Annotated in this window: 16 protein-coding genes; 6 read left to right on the top strand and 10 right to left on the bottom strand. The window is 68.2% G+C overall.

What is annotated here, in order from left to right:
- Positions 1–81: 81 nt before the first annotated feature.
- On the top strand, positions 82–1,434 hold the full coding sequence (locus tag PVW48_RS14165; RefSeq protein WP_274581807.1) for a FliI/YscN family ATPase: 1,353 nt from the start codon (positions 82–84) through the stop codon (positions 1,432–1,434).
- 102 nt (positions 1,435–1,536) lie between these two features.
- On the opposite strand, the gene PVW48_RS14170 is transcribed toward PVW48_RS14165, so the two are convergent.
- The 4 genes from PVW48_RS14170 to PVW48_RS14185 form a co-directional block, all read right to left on the bottom strand.
- A complete protein-coding gene (locus PVW48_RS14170; protein ID WP_044028077.1) occupies positions 1,537–2,286 on the bottom strand; it encodes a proteasome-type protease in 750 nt (249 codons plus the stop codon).
- Between the two features lie 174 nt (positions 2,287–2,460).
- Positions 2,461–3,297 carry a transglutaminase family protein gene (locus PVW48_RS14175; RefSeq protein ID WP_012179904.1) on the bottom strand — a complete coding sequence of 279 codons (837 nt, stop codon included), beginning with the start codon at positions 3,295–3,297 and terminating at the stop codon, positions 2,461–2,463.
- Positions 3,298–3,301: 4 nt separating this feature from the next.
- Positions 3,302–4,243 carry an alpha-E domain-containing protein gene (locus PVW48_RS14180; RefSeq protein WP_274581808.1) on the bottom strand — a complete coding sequence of 314 codons (942 nt, stop codon included), beginning with the start codon at positions 4,241–4,243 and terminating at the stop codon, positions 3,302–3,304.
- Positions 4,244–4,247: 4 nt separating this feature from the next.
- Positions 4,248–5,675, bottom strand: a complete 1,428-nt coding sequence (locus PVW48_RS14185; RefSeq protein WP_274581809.1) for a circularly permuted type 2 ATP-grasp protein — start codon at positions 5,673–5,675, stop codon at positions 4,248–4,250.
- Positions 5,676–5,860: 185 nt separating this feature from the next.
- Between PVW48_RS14185 and PVW48_RS14190 the strand changes: the two genes are divergently transcribed.
- Both PVW48_RS14190 and PVW48_RS14195 read left to right on the top strand, forming a co-directional pair.
- Positions 5,861–6,910, top strand: a complete 1,050-nt coding sequence (locus tag PVW48_RS14190) for a glycosyltransferase family 4 protein (protein ID WP_274581810.1) — start codon at positions 5,861–5,863, stop codon at positions 6,908–6,910.
- A gap of 216 nt (positions 6,911–7,126) precedes the next feature.
- Positions 7,127–8,149, top strand: a complete 1,023-nt coding sequence (locus tag PVW48_RS14195) for an aspartate-semialdehyde dehydrogenase (RefSeq protein ID WP_274581811.1) — start codon at positions 7,127–7,129, stop codon at positions 8,147–8,149.
- A gap of 6 nt (positions 8,150–8,155) precedes the next feature.
- Here PVW48_RS14195 and PVW48_RS14200 read toward each other — a convergent pair whose 3' ends face one another.
- The 4 genes from PVW48_RS14200 to PVW48_RS14215 all read right to left on the bottom strand — a co-directional run bounded on the left by PVW48_RS14200 (position 8,156) and on the right by PVW48_RS14215 (position 10,703).
- On the bottom strand, positions 8,156–8,629 hold the full coding sequence (locus PVW48_RS14200; RefSeq protein ID WP_274581812.1) for a hypothetical protein: 474 nt from the start codon (positions 8,627–8,629) through the stop codon (positions 8,156–8,158).
- 41 nt (positions 8,630–8,670) lie between these two features.
- Positions 8,671–8,982 carry a P-II family nitrogen regulator gene (locus PVW48_RS14205; protein ID WP_012179898.1) on the bottom strand — a complete coding sequence of 104 codons (312 nt, stop codon included), beginning with the start codon at positions 8,980–8,982 and terminating at the stop codon, positions 8,671–8,673.
- Positions 8,983–8,986: 4 nt separating this feature from the next.
- A complete protein-coding gene (locus PVW48_RS14210; RefSeq protein ID WP_274581813.1) occupies positions 8,987–9,967 on the bottom strand; it encodes a sodium-dependent bicarbonate transport family permease in 981 nt (326 codons plus the stop codon).
- 85 nt (positions 9,968–10,052) lie between these two features.
- Positions 10,053–10,703, bottom strand: coding sequence for a carbonic anhydrase (locus tag PVW48_RS14215; protein WP_012179896.1), 651 nt, complete (start codon positions 10,701–10,703; stop codon positions 10,053–10,055).
- Between the two features lie 146 nt (positions 10,704–10,849).
- On the opposite strand from PVW48_RS14215, the gene PVW48_RS14220 reads away from it, so the two are divergent.
- The 3 genes from PVW48_RS14220 (at position 10,850) to PVW48_RS14230 (ending at position 14,049) form a co-directional block, all read left to right on the top strand.
- Positions 10,850–11,272, top strand: coding sequence for a hypothetical protein (locus PVW48_RS14220; protein ID WP_274581814.1), 423 nt, complete (start codon positions 10,850–10,852; stop codon positions 11,270–11,272).
- Positions 11,273–11,821: 549 nt separating this feature from the next.
- Entirely contained in the window at positions 11,822–13,213 is a 1,392-nt protein-coding gene (locus PVW48_RS14225; RefSeq protein WP_274581815.1) for a leucyl aminopeptidase family protein, read from the top strand.
- Positions 13,210–14,049, top strand: a complete 840-nt coding sequence (locus PVW48_RS14230) for a C40 family peptidase (protein ID WP_274581816.1) — start codon at positions 13,210–13,212, stop codon at positions 14,047–14,049. The genes PVW48_RS14225 and PVW48_RS14230 overlap by 4 nt, the downstream gene beginning before the upstream one ends.
- Before the next feature lie 3 nt (positions 14,050–14,052).
- Here PVW48_RS14230 and PVW48_RS14235 read toward each other — a convergent pair whose 3' ends face one another.
- Both PVW48_RS14235 and PVW48_RS14240 read right to left on the bottom strand, forming a co-directional pair.
- Positions 14,053–14,403 carry a DUF2794 domain-containing protein gene (locus tag PVW48_RS14235; RefSeq protein WP_012179892.1) on the bottom strand — a complete coding sequence of 117 codons (351 nt, stop codon included), beginning with the start codon at positions 14,401–14,403 and terminating at the stop codon, positions 14,053–14,055.
- Between the two features lie 384 nt (positions 14,404–14,787).
- Positions 14,788–16,446, bottom strand: a complete 1,659-nt coding sequence (locus PVW48_RS14240; RefSeq protein WP_274581817.1) for a Y-family DNA polymerase — start codon at positions 16,444–16,446, stop codon at positions 14,788–14,790.
- Positions 16,447–16,840: the final 394 nt, after the last annotated feature.

Raw genomic sequence — 16,840 nt, forward strand, 5'->3', positions numbered from 1 at the left:
CCACGATGGTTTCAACCAACGCTTAACCCCGATTCCTTTAGAAACAGTAAGTGAACATCCAACGGACCAGAAAGGCCGACGATGACCCCTGACTTCTCAAGCCTCGCCGCGCAGATCGAAGGCGCCTCGTTCCATCGCATCTCCGGGCATGTCTCGGCCCTGCGCGAAGCGGTGGTCGAGGTGACCGGCCTCAACCGCCATGCCCGGCTGGGGGACCGCGTGGTGCTTACCGGTGCCACCGGGGCCGAAGTGGGCGGGGAGGTCGTCACCCTCTCCGGCTCCCATATCGAGGTTCTGCCGGAGGCCCGGCTCGAAGGATTCGCGCTCCGCGACCGCGCCTATTTCCAGGGCCGGTCCGAGGTGCGGCCGTCCGAGGACTGGATCGGCAAGGTGATCGACCCGTTCGGCCGCTGCCATGACGGCACCATTCCCGCCCCCGGCCCGACCGCCTATCCCCTGCGCGGCACGCCGCCCTCGGCCATCACCCGCAAACCCCTGGGCGACCGACTGGAAACCGGCACTGCGGTGTTCAACACCTTCCTGCCGCTGGTGCGTGGCCAGCGTCTGGGCCTTTTCGCGGGCTCCGGGGTGGGCAAATCCACCCTGCTGGGCAAGCTCACCCGTTCCGTGTCCGCCGACATCGCCGTGGTCGCCCTGATCGGCGAACGCGGGCGCGAGGTGCGCGAATTCGTCGACCGCACCCTTGGGGCGGACGGGATGAAGCGCGCCATCGTCGTGGCCGCCACCTCCGACCAGGCGCCGCTCCTGAAACGCCGCGCGGCCTGGCTGGCCATGTCCATCGCCGAGTATTTCCGCGACCTCGGCGGCCATGTCCTGTTCCTGACCGACAGCGTCACGCGCTTTGCCGAGGCCCATCGCGAGGTCGCCCTGACCGCGGGCGAGGCGCCCTCGATGCGCGGCTTTCCCCCGTCCACGGGCCAAATGATCATGGATCTGGCCGAGCGCGCCGGCCCGGGGCCCGAGGGCAAGGGCGACATCACCGGCATCTTCAGCGTCCTGGTGGCCGGCTCGGACATGGACGAACCGGTGGCCGACATCCTGCGCGGGGTGCTCGACGGCCACGTGGTCCTGTCGCGCGAGATCGCCGAGCGGGGCCGCTTCCCGGCGGTCGACGTGCTGCAATCGGTCTCCCGCAGCCTGCCCGATGCCGCCAGCACCGCGGAAAACGAGCTTCTGCAACTCGCCCGCCGGACCATGGGCATCTACGAACGCTCCCGTCTGATGATCCAGTCCGGCCTCTACACCCAGGGCAGCGACGCGGAGATCGACGCGGCCATTACCGCGCATCGGGAGCTCGAGGGCTTCCTCGCGCGGGTCGAGACCGGCACCGCCGCCGACAGTTTCGAGCATCTCGCCCAGGCACTCCGGCGCGCAGGCGTGGCGCCGCAACCGCAAGACCCGGGTGCGATCTAGCCCCGCGCCCGCCGCGACCGGTAGGCCGGGGATCCTCCCCGGCCCGCGCCCCGGGCCGACCCGCCACCGCACACGCGGCGGTCGGGGCCGCCCCGGCGCGGCTCAGGTCTCCCGGCTGTCGTCCATGCGGAATTTCGGCAGGCTGTCGAAAGCCATCTTCAACGCCTCGCCCCAGCCGCTGGAGATTGTCTGGAAATAGCTGTCATCGGCGGTGATCCGGGCGGCATAGCCCAGACGCAGCGCATCGGTCTCGATCACCTGCACGTCCAGCGGCAAATCCACCGACAGGTTTGCCTTGATGGTCGAATCGAAACTCACCAGCAAGAGCTTGATCGCGTCCTCGAAACTCATCTCCGGATCGAAGGCGCGCACCAGGATGGGCCGGCCGTATTTCGTCTCCCCGATCTGGAAGAACGGCGTGTCGTCCGAGGCCTCGATGAAATTCCCCTCCGGATAGATCATGAACAGCCGCGGCGCGCTGCCCTTGACCTGCCCACCCAGAAGCAGCGTCGCGTTGAACGTGCTGTCGGCCCGCGCGCCGGTATTGGCGTTCGACTGGATCACCTCGCGCAGGGTCGCACCGACCATCCGCGCCACTTGGAACATCGACGGCGCCTCGAAGACCGACGGGCTGCGTTCCCCCGGGGCCTTCATCCGCTCCTCCAGCAGGCTGACCACCGACTGGGTCGTGGCCAGGTTGCCCGCGGTCATCAGGGTGATGACCCGCTCGCCCGGCTGCTCCCAGCTTGCCATCTTGCGGAAGGTCGAGATGTTGTCGACGCCCGCATTGGTGCGCGTATCCGACATGAACACCATGCCGCGGGCCATTTTCAGCCCCACACAATAAGTCATTTCACGTTCCCGGCTGCCATGCTCCGGCAGCGCCATCAAAGCCCCGCCGGGCGCAGGGACTCGCGCCCCGGCCAACGGCCAACGCTTCTGCATACAGAGGATTGCAGGCGCTGTCATCCGCCATGATGCCCCTTGGGGCACCTGCCGCATCGGGGTTTGGCACTGCCGGGGTGGTTATGCCTGGCCCTGGCTCTGGGATTGCGTCTGCGCGCCCTGGGACTGCACCTGCAAGGTCACGTCCAGCCGTTCGGCCCCGTCCCCGAACCGCATCCCCGAGACCGGGGCGGCATCGGTGTAATCCAGCCCCGTCGCCACCCGAACATAGCGTGCATCCGGGCAGATCGCGTTCGACACGTCGAACCCGATCCAGCCGATCCCGTCCACATGGGCCTCGGCCCAGGCATGGGTGGCGTCCTGCTCCACCCGGTCCTCCATCATCAGATAGCCCGAGACATACCGCGCCGGCACCCCGAGCGCGCGCGCCGCGGTGATGAAGATATGGGTGTGGTCCTGGCACACCCCCTTGCCCGCGGCGACCGCCTCCTCGACCGTGGTGCCCACATGGGTCTCGCCCGGGGCATACGCCACCGCGCCCGCGATATGGGCCATCAACCCGTGCAACTGATCCAGCGGCGTGCCCCCCGCGTCGAACTCCCGCATCAGCTTGCGCAGCCCCGGCCCGGCCTTGGTCAGCGGCGTGGTCCGCAAAAACATCCACAACGGCATGAACCCCGAATGCTTGCCGGTCACGCCACTGGTGTCGGTCACATCGACCTCGCCCTCGCAATGGATCGTCACCCCGGTGACCCCGGGATCGAAGCTGATCAGGTTGGTCTCGTTCTTGTGCTCGTCCTCGTAGCTCACCTGGGGCTGGGCGCCCTCGAAGCTCATGGTCCAGTTCAGCACCTTCTGGGTATCGCGCGACTTCGGCGTCAGCCGTACCTGCTGCAGCCCGTAAGGGATGGGCGTGTCGTAGCTGTAGGTCGTCCTGTGGGTGATCTTCAGTATCATGCGCCTATCCGTAAAACCTGTAATCCTGCTCGATCTGCTGACCGAGCATGGCGTTGAACCGCAGGAAATCCTGGATGAACTCGTGCAGGCCCCCCTCGAAGATCAGGTCCACCGTACTCGCCCGGATCCGCGCATTCACCGCGTCGGCCGTATCGTGGCAGGGGTGCCGGTCCCCGTAATCCGCCTCTAGGTAGCCCAGATTGGCCGAGATCTTGGAATAGCAGAACGCCAGAGATCGCGGCATCCGGCGATCCAGGATCAGGAACTCGGCAATATCCGCCGGCGTGCTGTCGGAGCCGTAATTGTGCCGAAACGCCCCTTCGCCCGAGACCGAGCGCAGGATCGTCTCCCACTGAACGTTGTCGAGCGAACTGCCCACGAAATTGGCCGAAGGCAGCAGCACGTAATACTTCACGTCGAGGATCCGCGCCGTGTTGTCCGCCCGCTCCAGGAAGGTCCCGATCCGGGCGAAATCGTAGATGTCGTTGCGCATCATCGTGCCGTGCAGCGCGCCGCGCACATAGACGCTGCGCTGCCGGATGATGCCCAGAACGTCCGGCAGATCGCGCTCCGATATCTTCCGCGCAAGCAGCTTCCTCAAGGTCAGGTAGCATTCGTTCACCGCCTCCCAGACCTCCCGGGTCAGCGCGGTCCGCACCAGCCGTGCATTGTCCCGCGCCGACGAGATCACCGACATCACGCTGGACGGGTTGTCCTTGTCGCGAAGCAGGAAATCCACCGCGTTCGCGCCCTCGAACGCATCGTATTTCTGCAAATAGGCATCGCGCGCCCCCGCCGTCGCCAGGATCGAGCCCCACTCGCTCGCCGCCGCGTCCGAGCGGGTCAGCGCGATCCGCTGCCCGGCATCCACGAGCCGCGCGATGTTTTCCGACCGCTCCAGATACCGAAACATCCAGAACAGGCCCCCGGCTGTCTTGCCCAGCATGACCCTACTCCTCCAGCACCCAGGTGTCCTTGGTGCCGCCTCCCTGGCTCGAATTGACCACCAGCGACCCTTTCTGCAACGCCACCCGCGTCAGCCCGCCGGGCGTGATATGGATCTTCTTGGGCGAGACCAGCACGAAGGGCCGCAAATCCACATGCCGCGGCGCCAGCCCCGAACGCGCGAAGATCGGCACCGTGCTCAGGCTCAGCGTCGGCTGGGCGATATAGCTGTCGGGCTTGGCGATCAGCTTCTCGCGGAAGGCGGCGATCTCCTTTTTCGAGGCCGCAGGCCCCACCAGCATCCCGTAGCCGCCCGAGCCATGCACCTCCTTGACCACCAAGTCGGCCAGATTGTCCAGAACATAGGCCAGCGTGTCGGGGTCGTTGCAGCGATGGGTCGGCACGTTTTTCAGGATCGCCTGCTCGCCGGTATAGAACTCGACGATCTCCGGCATGTAGGAATAGATCGCCTTGTCGTCCGCGATCCCGGTGCCCGGGGCGTTGGCGATGGTGATCCCGCCCGCGCGGTAGACATCCATGATCCCCGGCACGCCCAGCAGGCTCTCGGGCCTGAAATTCATCGGGTCGAGGAAATCGTCATCCACCCGCCGGTAGAGCACGTCGATCGGGGTGAAGCCGCGGGTGGTCCGCATCGCCACGCGCCCGTCCACCACCTTCAGGTCATGCCCCTCCACCAATGCCGCGCCCATCTTGTCGGCGAGAAACGCATGCTCGTAATAGGCCGAGTTGTGGATCCCCGGGGTCAGAACCCCCACCACCGGCTTGCCGGTACAGGCCGGCGGGAAACAGTCGCTCAACGACCGGCGCAGGTTTTGCGGGTACTCGCTGACCGACCGCACCCGGTTGCGCGCGAACAGCTCCGGGAACATCTGCAGCATCGTCTCCCGGTTCTCCAGCATGTAGGAGACCCCCGAAGGCGTACGCGCATTGTCCTCCAGCACGTAGAACTCGTCCTCGCCGGTGCGCACCAGGTCGATGCCGACGATATGGGTATAGACATTGCCCGGCGGCGTCATGCCGATCATCTGGGGCAGGAACGCCTCGTTATTGGCGATCATCTCGGCGGGTATGCGGCCCGCGCGGATGATCTCCTGCCGGTGATAGATGTCGTGCAGAAAGGCGTTGATCGCGCGCACCCGCTGCTCGATCCCCTTGGCCAGCCGGGTCCATTCCCGGGCCGAGATGATGCGCGGCACGATGTCGAAGGGAATGAGCCGTTCGGCCGCCTCTTCGCGCCCATAGACGTTGAAGGTGATCCCCGTCAGCCGGAAAACGTCTTCGGCTTCGCGGGCCTTCTTGCGCAGGCGGGCGGGGTCCTCGCCGCTGAACCAGGTGTCAAAATCTGCATACGGGGACCGGACCGCGCCGTCCCCCATGCCCGTCATCTCGTCAAAGGGCTGCTTTATCTTCATGAATTCCACGCTAGCGATTTCAGCCCCCACTGCAATGGCTAGGTGAACGCGCCTCGGGCGGGGAAAGTTCCCGCACATGCCTCGAAATCGGGCGCTGTCCTTCTGTGCGCCTTGCCGCATTGCTGTGCAGCCCGGGTGTGCGCCTGGCCGATTGCAATGGCGCCCGCCCTGTCCTAGACGACCTCATGTCCACGCGCCCGTCCCCCCGCGACCTCGATGTCATCGCGCCCAACCTCAAGCAGCGGCTCTCGGGCGTGACCTCCACGATCATCCGGCTGGTGCCGGTGCAGGCGCGCCAGATCGCCATCGCCGCGACCGGGCCGGGCCTGCCCGACCATGTCCCCCATATCCCGCTCTCGGCGCTCGTCACCCTGCCGCGGGACCGCTGGCGGGTCTGGCACGCGCGCCGCAATACCGAGATGCTGCTGGGGCTGGTGCTGCGTCACGTGTTCCGCCGCAAGCTGCGGCTGCTCTTCACCACCGCCTCCCAGCGGCAGCATTCGGCCTATACCAAGTGGCTGATCCGGCAGATGGACGGGGTCGTCGCGGTGTCGCGGAAATCCGCGGCCTATCTCGACCGGCCCGCCACGGTGATCCTGCACGGGATCGACCTCGACGACTTCACCCCGCCCGCCGACAAGCCCGCCCTGCGCGCCCGTCTCGGCCTGGACCCGCAGGCCACGCTGATCGGCTGTATCGGGCGGATCCGGGCGCAGAAGGGCACCGATCTCTTCGTCGATGCCATGCTGCGCCTTCTGCCCGACCGTCCCGGCGCCCAGGCCATCGTGCTCGGCCGTGCCACCGAGGCGCACAAGGACTTCCTCGCGGGCCTGCAATCGCGCATCGCCGCCGCCGGATTGTCCGACCGCATCCATTTCCCCGACGAGGTGCCCCCGGACCAGGTCGCCGCCTGGTACCAGGCGCTCGACCTCTATGTCGCGCCGCAACGCTGGGAAGGCTTCGGCCTCACCCCGCTGGAGGCGATGGCCTGCGGCGTGCCCGTGGTCGCCACGGATGTGGGCGCGTTCTCCGAACAACTCGACCCGCCCGAGATCGGCTTGCTCGTGCCCCGCGACGACCTTGCCGCGCTCACCGCCGCCACCGACGAGATGCTGGACCGCGATCTCGCCGCCGAGGGTGCGAAGGCCCGCGCGAAGATGGAGGCGGAGTTCTCCCTCACCCGCGAGGCCGAGGCCCTGATCGCCGTCTACCGCGACCTGCTCTCCCGGCCCTGACCCCGCCCGCGCGCCAAGCGGCCTGCTGCGCTGCGGCAGGATTGTCAGACAATGTGCCCGACACTTGCCCGACACTTGCCCGACAGATGTCCGACGGCGATCCGACCGGTGCCGGACGGGCCCGGCGGGGCTGCGCGCGCCCTGCGACCACGCCCCCCTTTCGCCGCGCAGAGGCTTGCGATAGAGAGCGCTTCGAACCCCAAAGGAGACCCGAAAATGGGCTACAAAGTCGTCGTCGCCGGGGCCACGGGAAACGTGGGCCGCGAAATGCTGAACATCCTGGCCGAGCGCCAGTTCCCGGTGGACGAGATCGCCGTTCTGGCGTCTCGCAAATCCCTGGGCACCGAGGTGAGCTTTGGCGACAAGACCTTGAAAACAAAGGATCTCGACACGTTCGATTTCACCGGCTGGGACATTGCCTTCTTCGCCGTGGGCTCCACCGCGACCAAGGAATACGCCCCCAGGGCGGCCGCCGCGAAATGCGTGGTGATCGACAACTCCTCGCTCTATCGCTACGACCCGCAGATCCCGCTGGTGGTGCCCGAGGTGAACCCCGAGGCGGTCGAGGATTACAAGAACAAGTATATCATCGCGAACCCCAACTGCTCCACCGCGCAGATGGTCGTCGCCCTCAAGCCGCTGCACGACCGCGCACGGATTAAACGTGTGGTTGTAAGTACTTATCAGTCCGTGTCCGGCACCGGCAAGGACGCCATCGACGAGCTTTGGGACCAGACCAAGGGCATGTATGTCCCGGGCCAGGAAAAGGCCCCCTCGGTCTACCCCAAGCAGATCGCCTTCAACGTCATCCCCCATATCGACGTGTTCCTGGAGGACGGCTCCACCAAGGAAGAATGGAAGATGGTCGCCGAGACCAAGAAGATCGTCGACCCGGCGATCAAGGTCACGGCAACCTGCGTCCGCGTACCTGTTTTCGTGGGCCATTCCGAGGCGATCAATATCGAGTTCGAAGAGTTCATCGACGAGGACGAGGTCCGCGACATCCTCCGCGAAGCGCCGGGCATCATGGTCGTCGACAAGCGCGAGGACGGCGGCTACGTCACCCCGGTGGAATGCGTCGGCGACTTCGCAACCTTCATCAGCCGCATCCGCCAGGACAGCACGATCGACAACGGCATCAACCTGTGGTGCGTGTCCGACAACCTGCGCAAGGGCGCGGCCCTGAACGCGGTGCAGATCGCCGAAACCCTCGGAAACCGGGTCCTGAAGAAGGGCTGATCCGGATCAGCGCCCCGGGCGCGCGGATGGCATGTCCTGCTGGGCAAGCCTCAACACGCGCTCGGACAGCCACCGGTGGCTGTGGCTCGGGAAGGGCTGGCCGAAACGGCGCATCAGGGTTGCATAACTGTAGCCCAGATCGGAGCCTTTGCACTGGCGCGCGCCGTCGGGCCAGCTGTGCAGGGCCAGTCCGCCCCCGGCTTCCTGCAAGCTGTATCCCTTCGCCCGAAGCCGGTTTTGCAGCTCCTCCCATCCCCGCGCTTCGGCAAGGTCCTTGGCGAGGAGCACCCGCAAGGGTGCGAGGAGCCGCTCATCCGCCCTTGTGGGCGTCTTCGCGTGTCTTCGGTTTCGCCGAGCAATTTCCGCGCGCAACGCGTCACGGATCAATTGCCCCAGCGAGATGTCTTCCGCGGACGCGACCGTTTCGGCGGCTGTGCGCAGCGGGTCGGGCAGTCGGATTTCGATGCGGGTGTCGGCCATACCGCACCCTGTCACGTATTGGTTAAGGGTTTCTCACCGGTTCAGAACCGCTCCGCCCGCAGCACTTCGCAGTCGCTCACGGTGACGACGCCGATATGACGCTCCACCACCTTGAAGGCCGCATCCAGCAGCGTGTCCAGACGATCCGGCCGGATGATGCAGACGACCTGGATCATGCCGCCCGCGCGCCCCACCTGCCCCTCCCGGCTCCAGAGCCCCGACCGGCCCGACCCGCCCAGCACCGGCAGGATCGAGAACCCGGTCACCCCCGCCCCGGTCAGCGCGTCGGTCAGGCGCCGCTCCATGGGTGCTTCGATGATGATGGCGACCCGTTTGGCCTTGTGCGTTTCCATGCGTCTATCCTTGTGTCAGGACCGATGCCACGGCGACGTAGATCGGGATTCCAAGTGTCAGGTTGAAGGGGAAGGTCACCCCCAGTGACAGGGTCAGGTAGATCGACGGGTTCGCCTCCGGCAGCGCCACCCGCATCGCCGCGGGCACCGCGATATAGGAGGCCGAGGCAGCCAGGGTCGTGAACAGCACCACGCCCCCAGTCGACAGGCCCAGCAGAAGCCCCGCCGCGAGACCCAGCGTGCCGCCGACCAGCGGCATCACCACCCCGAAGGCAAAGACCGGCGCGGTCATCACCCCGCGCGCCTGGCGCAGACCCCGCCCGGCCACCAGCCCCATATCCAGCAAGAACAGGCACAAAACCCCCTGGAACGGCGCCACGATGAAGCTGGAGATCGAGGCGAGGCCCTCTTCGCCGGTGATCCAGCCGATCGCGAACGCCCCCACCAGCAGCACGATCGACCCGTTCAGCAGGATCTCGCGCCACAACTCGCTGTCCATCCGGTCGCCGCCTCCGGCGGTGCGGCTGACCAGGAACAGCGCGGCGAGGATCGCCGGCGCCTCCATCACTGCGGCCACGGCGACCATGTACCCCTCCGAGGCGATCCCCTGGCTGTTGAGCACCGAGGTCGCGGCCACGAAGGTCACGATCGAGATCGAGCCGTAATGCCCGGCCACCGCGGCGGCATCGAGGGTGCTGAGATTGGTCATCACCCGCAAGAGCCCGAAGGCGATGAACGGGATCGCGAAGGACAGCACACCGCCCGACAGCAGGGCCAGCACCAGCGTGGTGTCGAGCCCGTGGGCCGCCACCGCCGCACCGCCCTTGAAGCCGATGGCAAAAAGCAGGTAGATCGACAGCCCCTTGGCCACCGCTTCGGGCACGGTCAGGTCCGACCGGGCAAACGCCGCCGCCAGGCCGAGGGCAAAGGACAGGATGATGGGCGAGCCGAGATTGTCGGCTGCCAGCGCTAGAATGTTTTCCATGGGTCTCCGAAGCCTGCCCGTCTTGCTCGATGCGCGCTGTCGCTGCGCCGCGGCACACTAGACGCGACCTTGTGTCAATTCCACCCTAAACGGCCTCGAAGGCTTCGGTATCGCCATGGAAGGCATAGAGCCGACCATCGCCGATATCGTTCCACAGCCCGTGCAGGGACAGCTCGTCCCGCTCGACCGCCGCACGGACGCAGGGAAAACTCATCAGGTTCTCCAGCGAGATCAGAACCCCCTCTTTCTCGAGGCTCTGGGCCGGATTGTTGTTCTCCGGTCCGGTGTCGATCCGGGCATAGCCAGGGCGCAGGATGTCGAGCCAGCGGCCGATGAAACTGGTCTCTTCCTCCAGCTCCGCCGCATGTCCGCCGCACATGTCCAGGCATCCGCGCACCCCGCCGCAATCGGAATGGCCCATCACGATCACATGGGCCACCTTCAGCTGGGTGACCGCGTATTCGATGGCCGCCGAGGTGCCGTGATGCGCGCCCGAGGGCGCGTAGGGCGGCACGAGGTTGGCGATGTTGCGGTGAATGAACATCTCGCCGCTGTCGGCGCCGAAGATGTTGGTGACATGCACCCGGCTGTCGCAGCAGGCGATCAGCATGGCGCGGGGCCGCTGGCCTTCCTCGGCCAGGCGCCGGTACCAGAACTTGTTTTCATCATAGGTCGTCGCTCGCCAGCCATGGTAGCGCTGGGCGAGGTACGACGGCAAAGGCTTCGCCGGGGTCATGGGCGCCTCGTTTCGTCATCCGGGGCCTCCCCTATAGCGCGGGTTTCACTAAAAAACGATGGAGTAAATTGGCGCGGGGCAACGGAGTGTTCATAGTGTCGGGGCCATGGTCCTGCCCGAGGTGGACGACAAGACACGAGGGTAAGATGCTCCGACAAACCGCATCCATACAACACAAGCTGAGTGGCGAGCCGAACGTGGTCGTGCTCCGGCCCCACGAACCGGTGGTGCTGGATCAGGACCGGGTGGTGGAGCTGTTCGTGGACTTGGGCGAGATCGGCGCGCAAAGCACCGTCTCCGAAACCCTGACCGATATCCGCGACCGGGTGGGCCTGCTGCCTATCGAGTTCGCTCGCGGGACCTGGGACGGGCTCGAAGGTCTGGCGCAGGAAATCATCGCGCTGGCGAGGTCGATCGGGTTCGTATCCTGCGAACATGCCGCGCGACAGGTGGCGGCCTGCGCCCGTGGGCACAAGGCCAACGACATGCCGCCGGTGATCGCCCGGCTCGATCGGGTCTGTGCGATGCCCGGCCCCAAGGCCTGGGGGTCGGCCGAAGTGCTGAACTGACCCGGGCGCGGGGCAGGGCAAGCCAGCCTGCCCCCGTTGAGGCGTGTTGGCCACCGGCGGGATGGCACGGGCGCGCTCCGGATGCAGGTCCGGGGCTGCGGCGTCGCGGAGAGATCGACGGAAGGCCCGGTGCCCGCCGCGACAGGATCGGCGCGCGCGGCATGGCGGCGCGATGTTCCGTTGCGCGGCGAAACCTGACCTCGGGATCGGCGCCTGTTGCTTGCGCGCAGCCTTGCCATCCCGCCGGGTTGCCTGCGCTGCGCGCCGGTCGCAGGCTGGCTTGTGCCCCTTGCGGGGCATACGCCTGGCCGCATCTACAACGCAGACGATCGCAATTTGCGCATGCCGGGCATCACGTCGCCGCCGGCACCCCCGGCGCCGCGCATCCTGGTTTCCGGCAAACCGCGCGTGCCATCCCGCCGCCCTCCCGCCCGCGTGCCGGAGGCAGGCTGGCTTGCCCTGCCTGCGCGCGCCCCCTTGCACCTGCAGGCGGTGCCTCTAACCTGCGCGCACCCCGCCGGTAATCCCGGTCCAGCCCGCAGGCCGTCCATGTCAGACCCGCTCTTCTCCTTCGCCCCCCCCGGTGTCCCCGCCCGCCCGATCCACGTCGTGCCGGAAGGGGAGACCGACACGGCCCTCGCATCCCTGTCCGGCCCCCAGCGCCGCTGGGCCGAGGCGCAGGGCTTTACCGGCAAGCTTGGCAGTCACGTGATCCTGCCGGACCCGGAGGGCGCGCCGGTCGCCGTGCTCGCAGGCTACGGCACCGCCGAGAGCCGCGCGCGACAGCGCTTCGCGCTCGCCCCGCTCGCCACCGCACTGCCCGCGGGGGACTATGCGTTCCACGGGCTCGACGATCCCGCGGCGCTGGCCGAGCAGAGCCTCGGCTGGCTGCTCGCAGGCTACGGGTTTACCCGCTACAAGGGCACGCCCGCCACGCCCGCGCGATTGCAGCTGGCGCCGGGACTCGACGCCGCGCGCCTGATCGCCTGTGCCGCGGGCGAGGCGCTGACCCGCGACCTGATCAACACGCCCGCCAACGACATGGGGCCGGAGGAGTTGGAGGCCGCCGCGCGCAGCCTTGCCAGCCGTTTCGCCGCGGACATCACCGTGATCCGCGATCAGGACCTGCTGGCGCAGAACTTCCCGCTGATCCACACGGTGGGCCATGCCTCCGACCGGCGCCCACGGCTGATCGACCTGCGCTGGGGCGATGCGGGGCCGGCCCTGACGCTGGTGGGCAAGGGGGTGTGTTTCGACACGGGCGGGCTGAACCTGAAACCGGGGGTGTCCATGGCCCTGATGAAGAAGGACATGGGCGGCGCGGCCACGGTGCTGGGCCTGGCGCAGATGATCATGGCGCTGGGCCTGCGCCTGCGCCTGCGCGTCCTGATCCCGGCGGTGGAGAACAGCGTTGCAGGCGGCGCGTTTCGCCCCGGTGACATCCTGCCGTCGCGCAAGGGGCTGACGGTGGAGATCAACAATACCGATGCCGAGGGGCGGCTGGTGCTCGCCGATGCCCTGGCGCTCGCGGACGAGGAGTCGCCGGACCTGATCCTGTCCATGGCCACCCTGACCGGGGCCGCGCGGGTGGCGGTCGGCCCGGACCTCGCGCCCTTCTATGCCACGCGGCCTGAGGATGCCGCGGCCCTGCGCGCCGGGGCCCTGCGCGCCGCCGACCCGGTTTGGGAGATGCCCTTCCACGCGCCTTACGAGAAGATGATCGAACCGGGCATCGCCGATCTCGACAACGCGCCCTCGGGCGGGTTCGCAGGCTCGATCACCGCGGCGCTCTTCCTGCGCCGGTTCGTGGAGGCACCGCGTTACCTGCATTTCGACATCTACGGCTGGCAACCCAGTGCGGCGCCAGCCCGGCCCAAGGGCGGGGCGGGGCAGGGCGCCCGCGCGGTGCTGGAGGCGCTACCGGAGCTTCTGGGCCTGTGAGCGGTCTCGACCCGCGCCGGACGCCCTTTGACGGCACCACCGCGCTGGAGGTCTTGCGCGGCGCGGTGCCCGCGGCCCGGTTCACGCCCGGCAGGGCGGCGCAGGTGGTGTGGCCCGAGACCCCGCTGCTGCGCCGCCCCGGGGGCGCGATCGACAAGACCCTGCTGATGGGGGAGCCGGTCACCGTGATTTCCGAGGGCGCGGGCGCGGCCTTCGTCCAGTCGGGCTGGGACGATTATGTGGGCTATGCGGATCCTGCCGCGCTTGGCCCTGCCCGTGCCGCGACCCATGTGGCGACCGCGCGCGGCAGCCATCTTTACACAGAGCCGGATTTCAAATCGCCGCCGCGGTTCGCGGTCTCCCTCGGCACGGCGCATTCCGTCACCGGGCAGACCGACGGGTTCCTCGAGACGCCCCACGGCTTCCTGCCGGTCCAGCACGCGGCCGCGCTGCCCACGCGCCTGCCGCCGCCCGAAACCGCCCGTCGGCTGCGCGGCACGCCCTATCTCTGGGGCGGGAACAGCGGGACGGGCATCGACTGCTCGGGCCTGGTGCAACTGGCTTGCCGCCTTGCGGGCATTGTTGCGCCGCGCGACAGCGATCAGCAGGCGGCGGAGCTGGGCACATCGTTGCCCCCCGATGCCGCCCTGCAAGCCGGGGACCTGGTGTTCTGGAAAGGCCATGTGGGGATGATGGTCAGCGCGGCCGACCTGGTTCATGCCAACGCCCATCACATGGCCGTGGCAGAAGAGCCGCTGTCTGAGGCCGTCGCCCGGATCGCCGCGAACGAGTTCGGCGCGATCACCGACCGCCGCCGCCTGCCGGAGTGGGCCTGAGCCTCAGTCCACCGCGCGGATCAGCTTTTTCTCCAGCACCCGCAGCACCGTGCGCAGGTCGTGCCCGCGCTTGAGGATCTGCCCCTCGGCACCGATCACGGCATACATGCCCTGCCGGTTCGCCAGTTTGGGGCGTTTCTCGATCCGGTAGAGCGGATGCTCCGCCGTGCGCCGGAACACCGCGAAGATCGCCACGTCCCGCAGGCAGGAAATGCCGTAGTCGCGCCACTCCCCCGCGGCGACCATGCGCCCGTAAAGCGACAGGATCACCCCAAGCTCGCGGCGATCGAACGCAACCTGTTCGGGCACCGGGGTCTGGGGTTTGCGGAACGGGATCGGATCTTGCACCACCATGGGGGGATGGTGATCCTGATTCCGCCGCAGATCAAGGCCTGACGCGGATTTCGCATCCGCCCCGGAATTGCCATGAAATCACCCCGGCCCGGCCCGCCCGTGCCCGCACAAGCGCCACGGGATCAGCGCAAAGTGATCTGGTCGAGAGCGGCAACGCTCCGATCTCCCGGGCCGGTGTTCTTCATTGCCCCCACCCAGCACACCGTCCCGGGAGATCCCTTTTCCAATTGAAAACGCCCCGCTCGTTTCGTGCGGGGCGTTTTCTGTGCGAGTTCCGCGGTCCGCGTGCGTCTGTGCCTGCGGCCATTGCGCCGCACCGCCATCCCGCCGGTCGGCCTGCCCGCGCGGCGGCGGCAGGCTGGCTTGCGCCCCTGTGTGGGCCCGTCAGGCGAACTGCCCCTGGCAGAACCAGCCCGCGGACAGGGCGCCGCCATGGGCGTAGAACAGCCACAGCCGCCGTCCGTCGCCGGTCTCCACCCGCCAGTAATCGCGCACGCCGCTGCGCCAGTTGGGATCGTCCAGCCACCATTCCGGGGCCAGCCGTTCGGGCCCCTCGGCCCGGCCCAGCTCCAGTGTCTGGCCGCGCCAGCGGAACCGGGCGGGCGGGGTCGGGTCCTGGGGGGCATGGACGGGCTCGGGGGCAAACAGGGTCAGGGGCCGGGGCCGGTCGCTGCCCGGCCAGTCGCCGTCATGGGGCGCGGACCAGGCCGCCGAGAGCACCGTGGCGCCTTTTTCGGGGATATGGCTGTCGGCGGGGTGCCAGCGGGTGATCGCCTCCAGCCCGATCCGGGCGCCCAGCGTGCCGAGCAGGTCGTCCAGCGCCGTGCGCGTCCGGCCGGCCTTGGCGGCGCGGGTGGCTTCCAGGTGCCCCGCATGCTGGGCGGCCTGGACCGGCTCGGTCTGCACCGCCTCCAGCCGGATCACGTCGATGCCGAACCCGGCCTCGGCCTCGTCCAGTTTCTGCAGGATCAGGGGGCGCAGCCGCGCCGGGTCCGCCGAGGGGTGCGCCAGGCCCAGATCGAAGCTCTGCCGGGTCTGATCGCAGCGCAACAGCTCCAGCCGCAGCCGCCGCGCCCCGCGCCCCGCCGCGGCCAGCTTGTCCCCCAGGGGCGGCAGAAGCCGGTCGATTCCCGCGGTCAGGTCCTCGATCAGCCCGATGGGATCGGGCAGGGTCAGGCGCACCGCAAAGACCGCATCCGGCGCGGCGGGGGAGACGGGCTCGGGCTCCAGTCCGAGGGCCTGGTCGAGCCGTCGGGCGACCTGCAGTCCGAAGCGGCGGGCCAGGGCCGCGCGCGGCAGGCCGGTCAGGTCCTCGATCCGGCGCAATCCGACCCGCGCCAGCCCGGTCTCGGTCTCCGGTGCGAGCCGCAGAGCGGCCACGGGCAGGGGGTTCAGGGCCTGCCGGATGCGCCCGGGCGGCGCGATGCGGGCGACTTCTGCCGGGGCGAGGTCGGCGCGCGGGGCGGTGCCGCCCCGGGTCCAGTGCCGCCGCTTGGTCGCGCGGGAGCGGGTCGCGCGCGCCTCCTGGTCGATGGCGTCGCCGCTGCGCACCGGGTCGAGGCGGCGGCCCGCGTAATGGGCCAGCGCCCAGGCCCCGCCGAGGCTGTCGGCGAGCCCGGCGCGCACGCTCAGCCCCATGTCGGCGCAGTCCCGTTCCATCAGCGCGATCACCTCGGCCTCGCCGCCGAAGAGATGGGCGCAGCCGGTCAGGTCGATCACCAGGGTGTTGTCCGGTTGCGCCGCCACCCAGGGGGAGACCTTGCCCGCCCAGCGGCGCAGGGCGGCGAGAAACGCGGCCTCCCCCGGCGGGTCGGCGGGCCGGGTCAGCAGGGCGGGGCAGATCGCCTGGGCGTCGCGCAGGGGTTGGCCCGGCTGCAACCCCCTCTCGCTGGCCGCGATCGAGAGGCTGTCGAGCACCTGGGCTGCCCCCTGTTCGGCGACCGTGGCGAACGGGCCCGGTTCGATCGGGCGGGCGATGCGCAGGGCGCGTTCGGCCCCGAGACGGGGAAACCACAGGGCGAGGATACGGCGTGCCGGTGACATGAATCCATATGTTCTTTTTTTGTTCACGTTATAGGGCGAGTCGCGGGCGGAGTCGATCTTGTCTGACGGGGCATTTTCGGCGGGTGTGGGGTCGTGAGTATTTGGGCAAAGATGAAGATGCGGGCGCGGATTTGGGGCCTGCGGGTAAACACATGCAGAAAAGCGAATGTTTCGCACGCGAAACAAATCTCTGGAAGTCCTTGATCTAACCGGATTCGTCGGAAAAATTTGTCGGCGGATTTCGCGGGGTCGGCGCGGCGGCGTTTACAAAGGTTAAGGCCGCCGGGCGGGGAGGAGAGGCTCATGACCTGCGGGGGCGCTGCCCCCGTCACCTGCGGTGACTCCCCCGGAGTATTTTTGCACAAAAGAAGGGCTCGGGCGCGTTGTGCCGGTT

It is taken from the genome of Dinoroseobacter sp. PD6 (genome assembly GCF_028807315.1).
In the GTDB taxonomy this organism is placed as follows: Bacteria; Pseudomonadota; Alphaproteobacteria; order Rhodobacterales; family Rhodobacteraceae; genus Dinoroseobacter; species Dinoroseobacter shibae.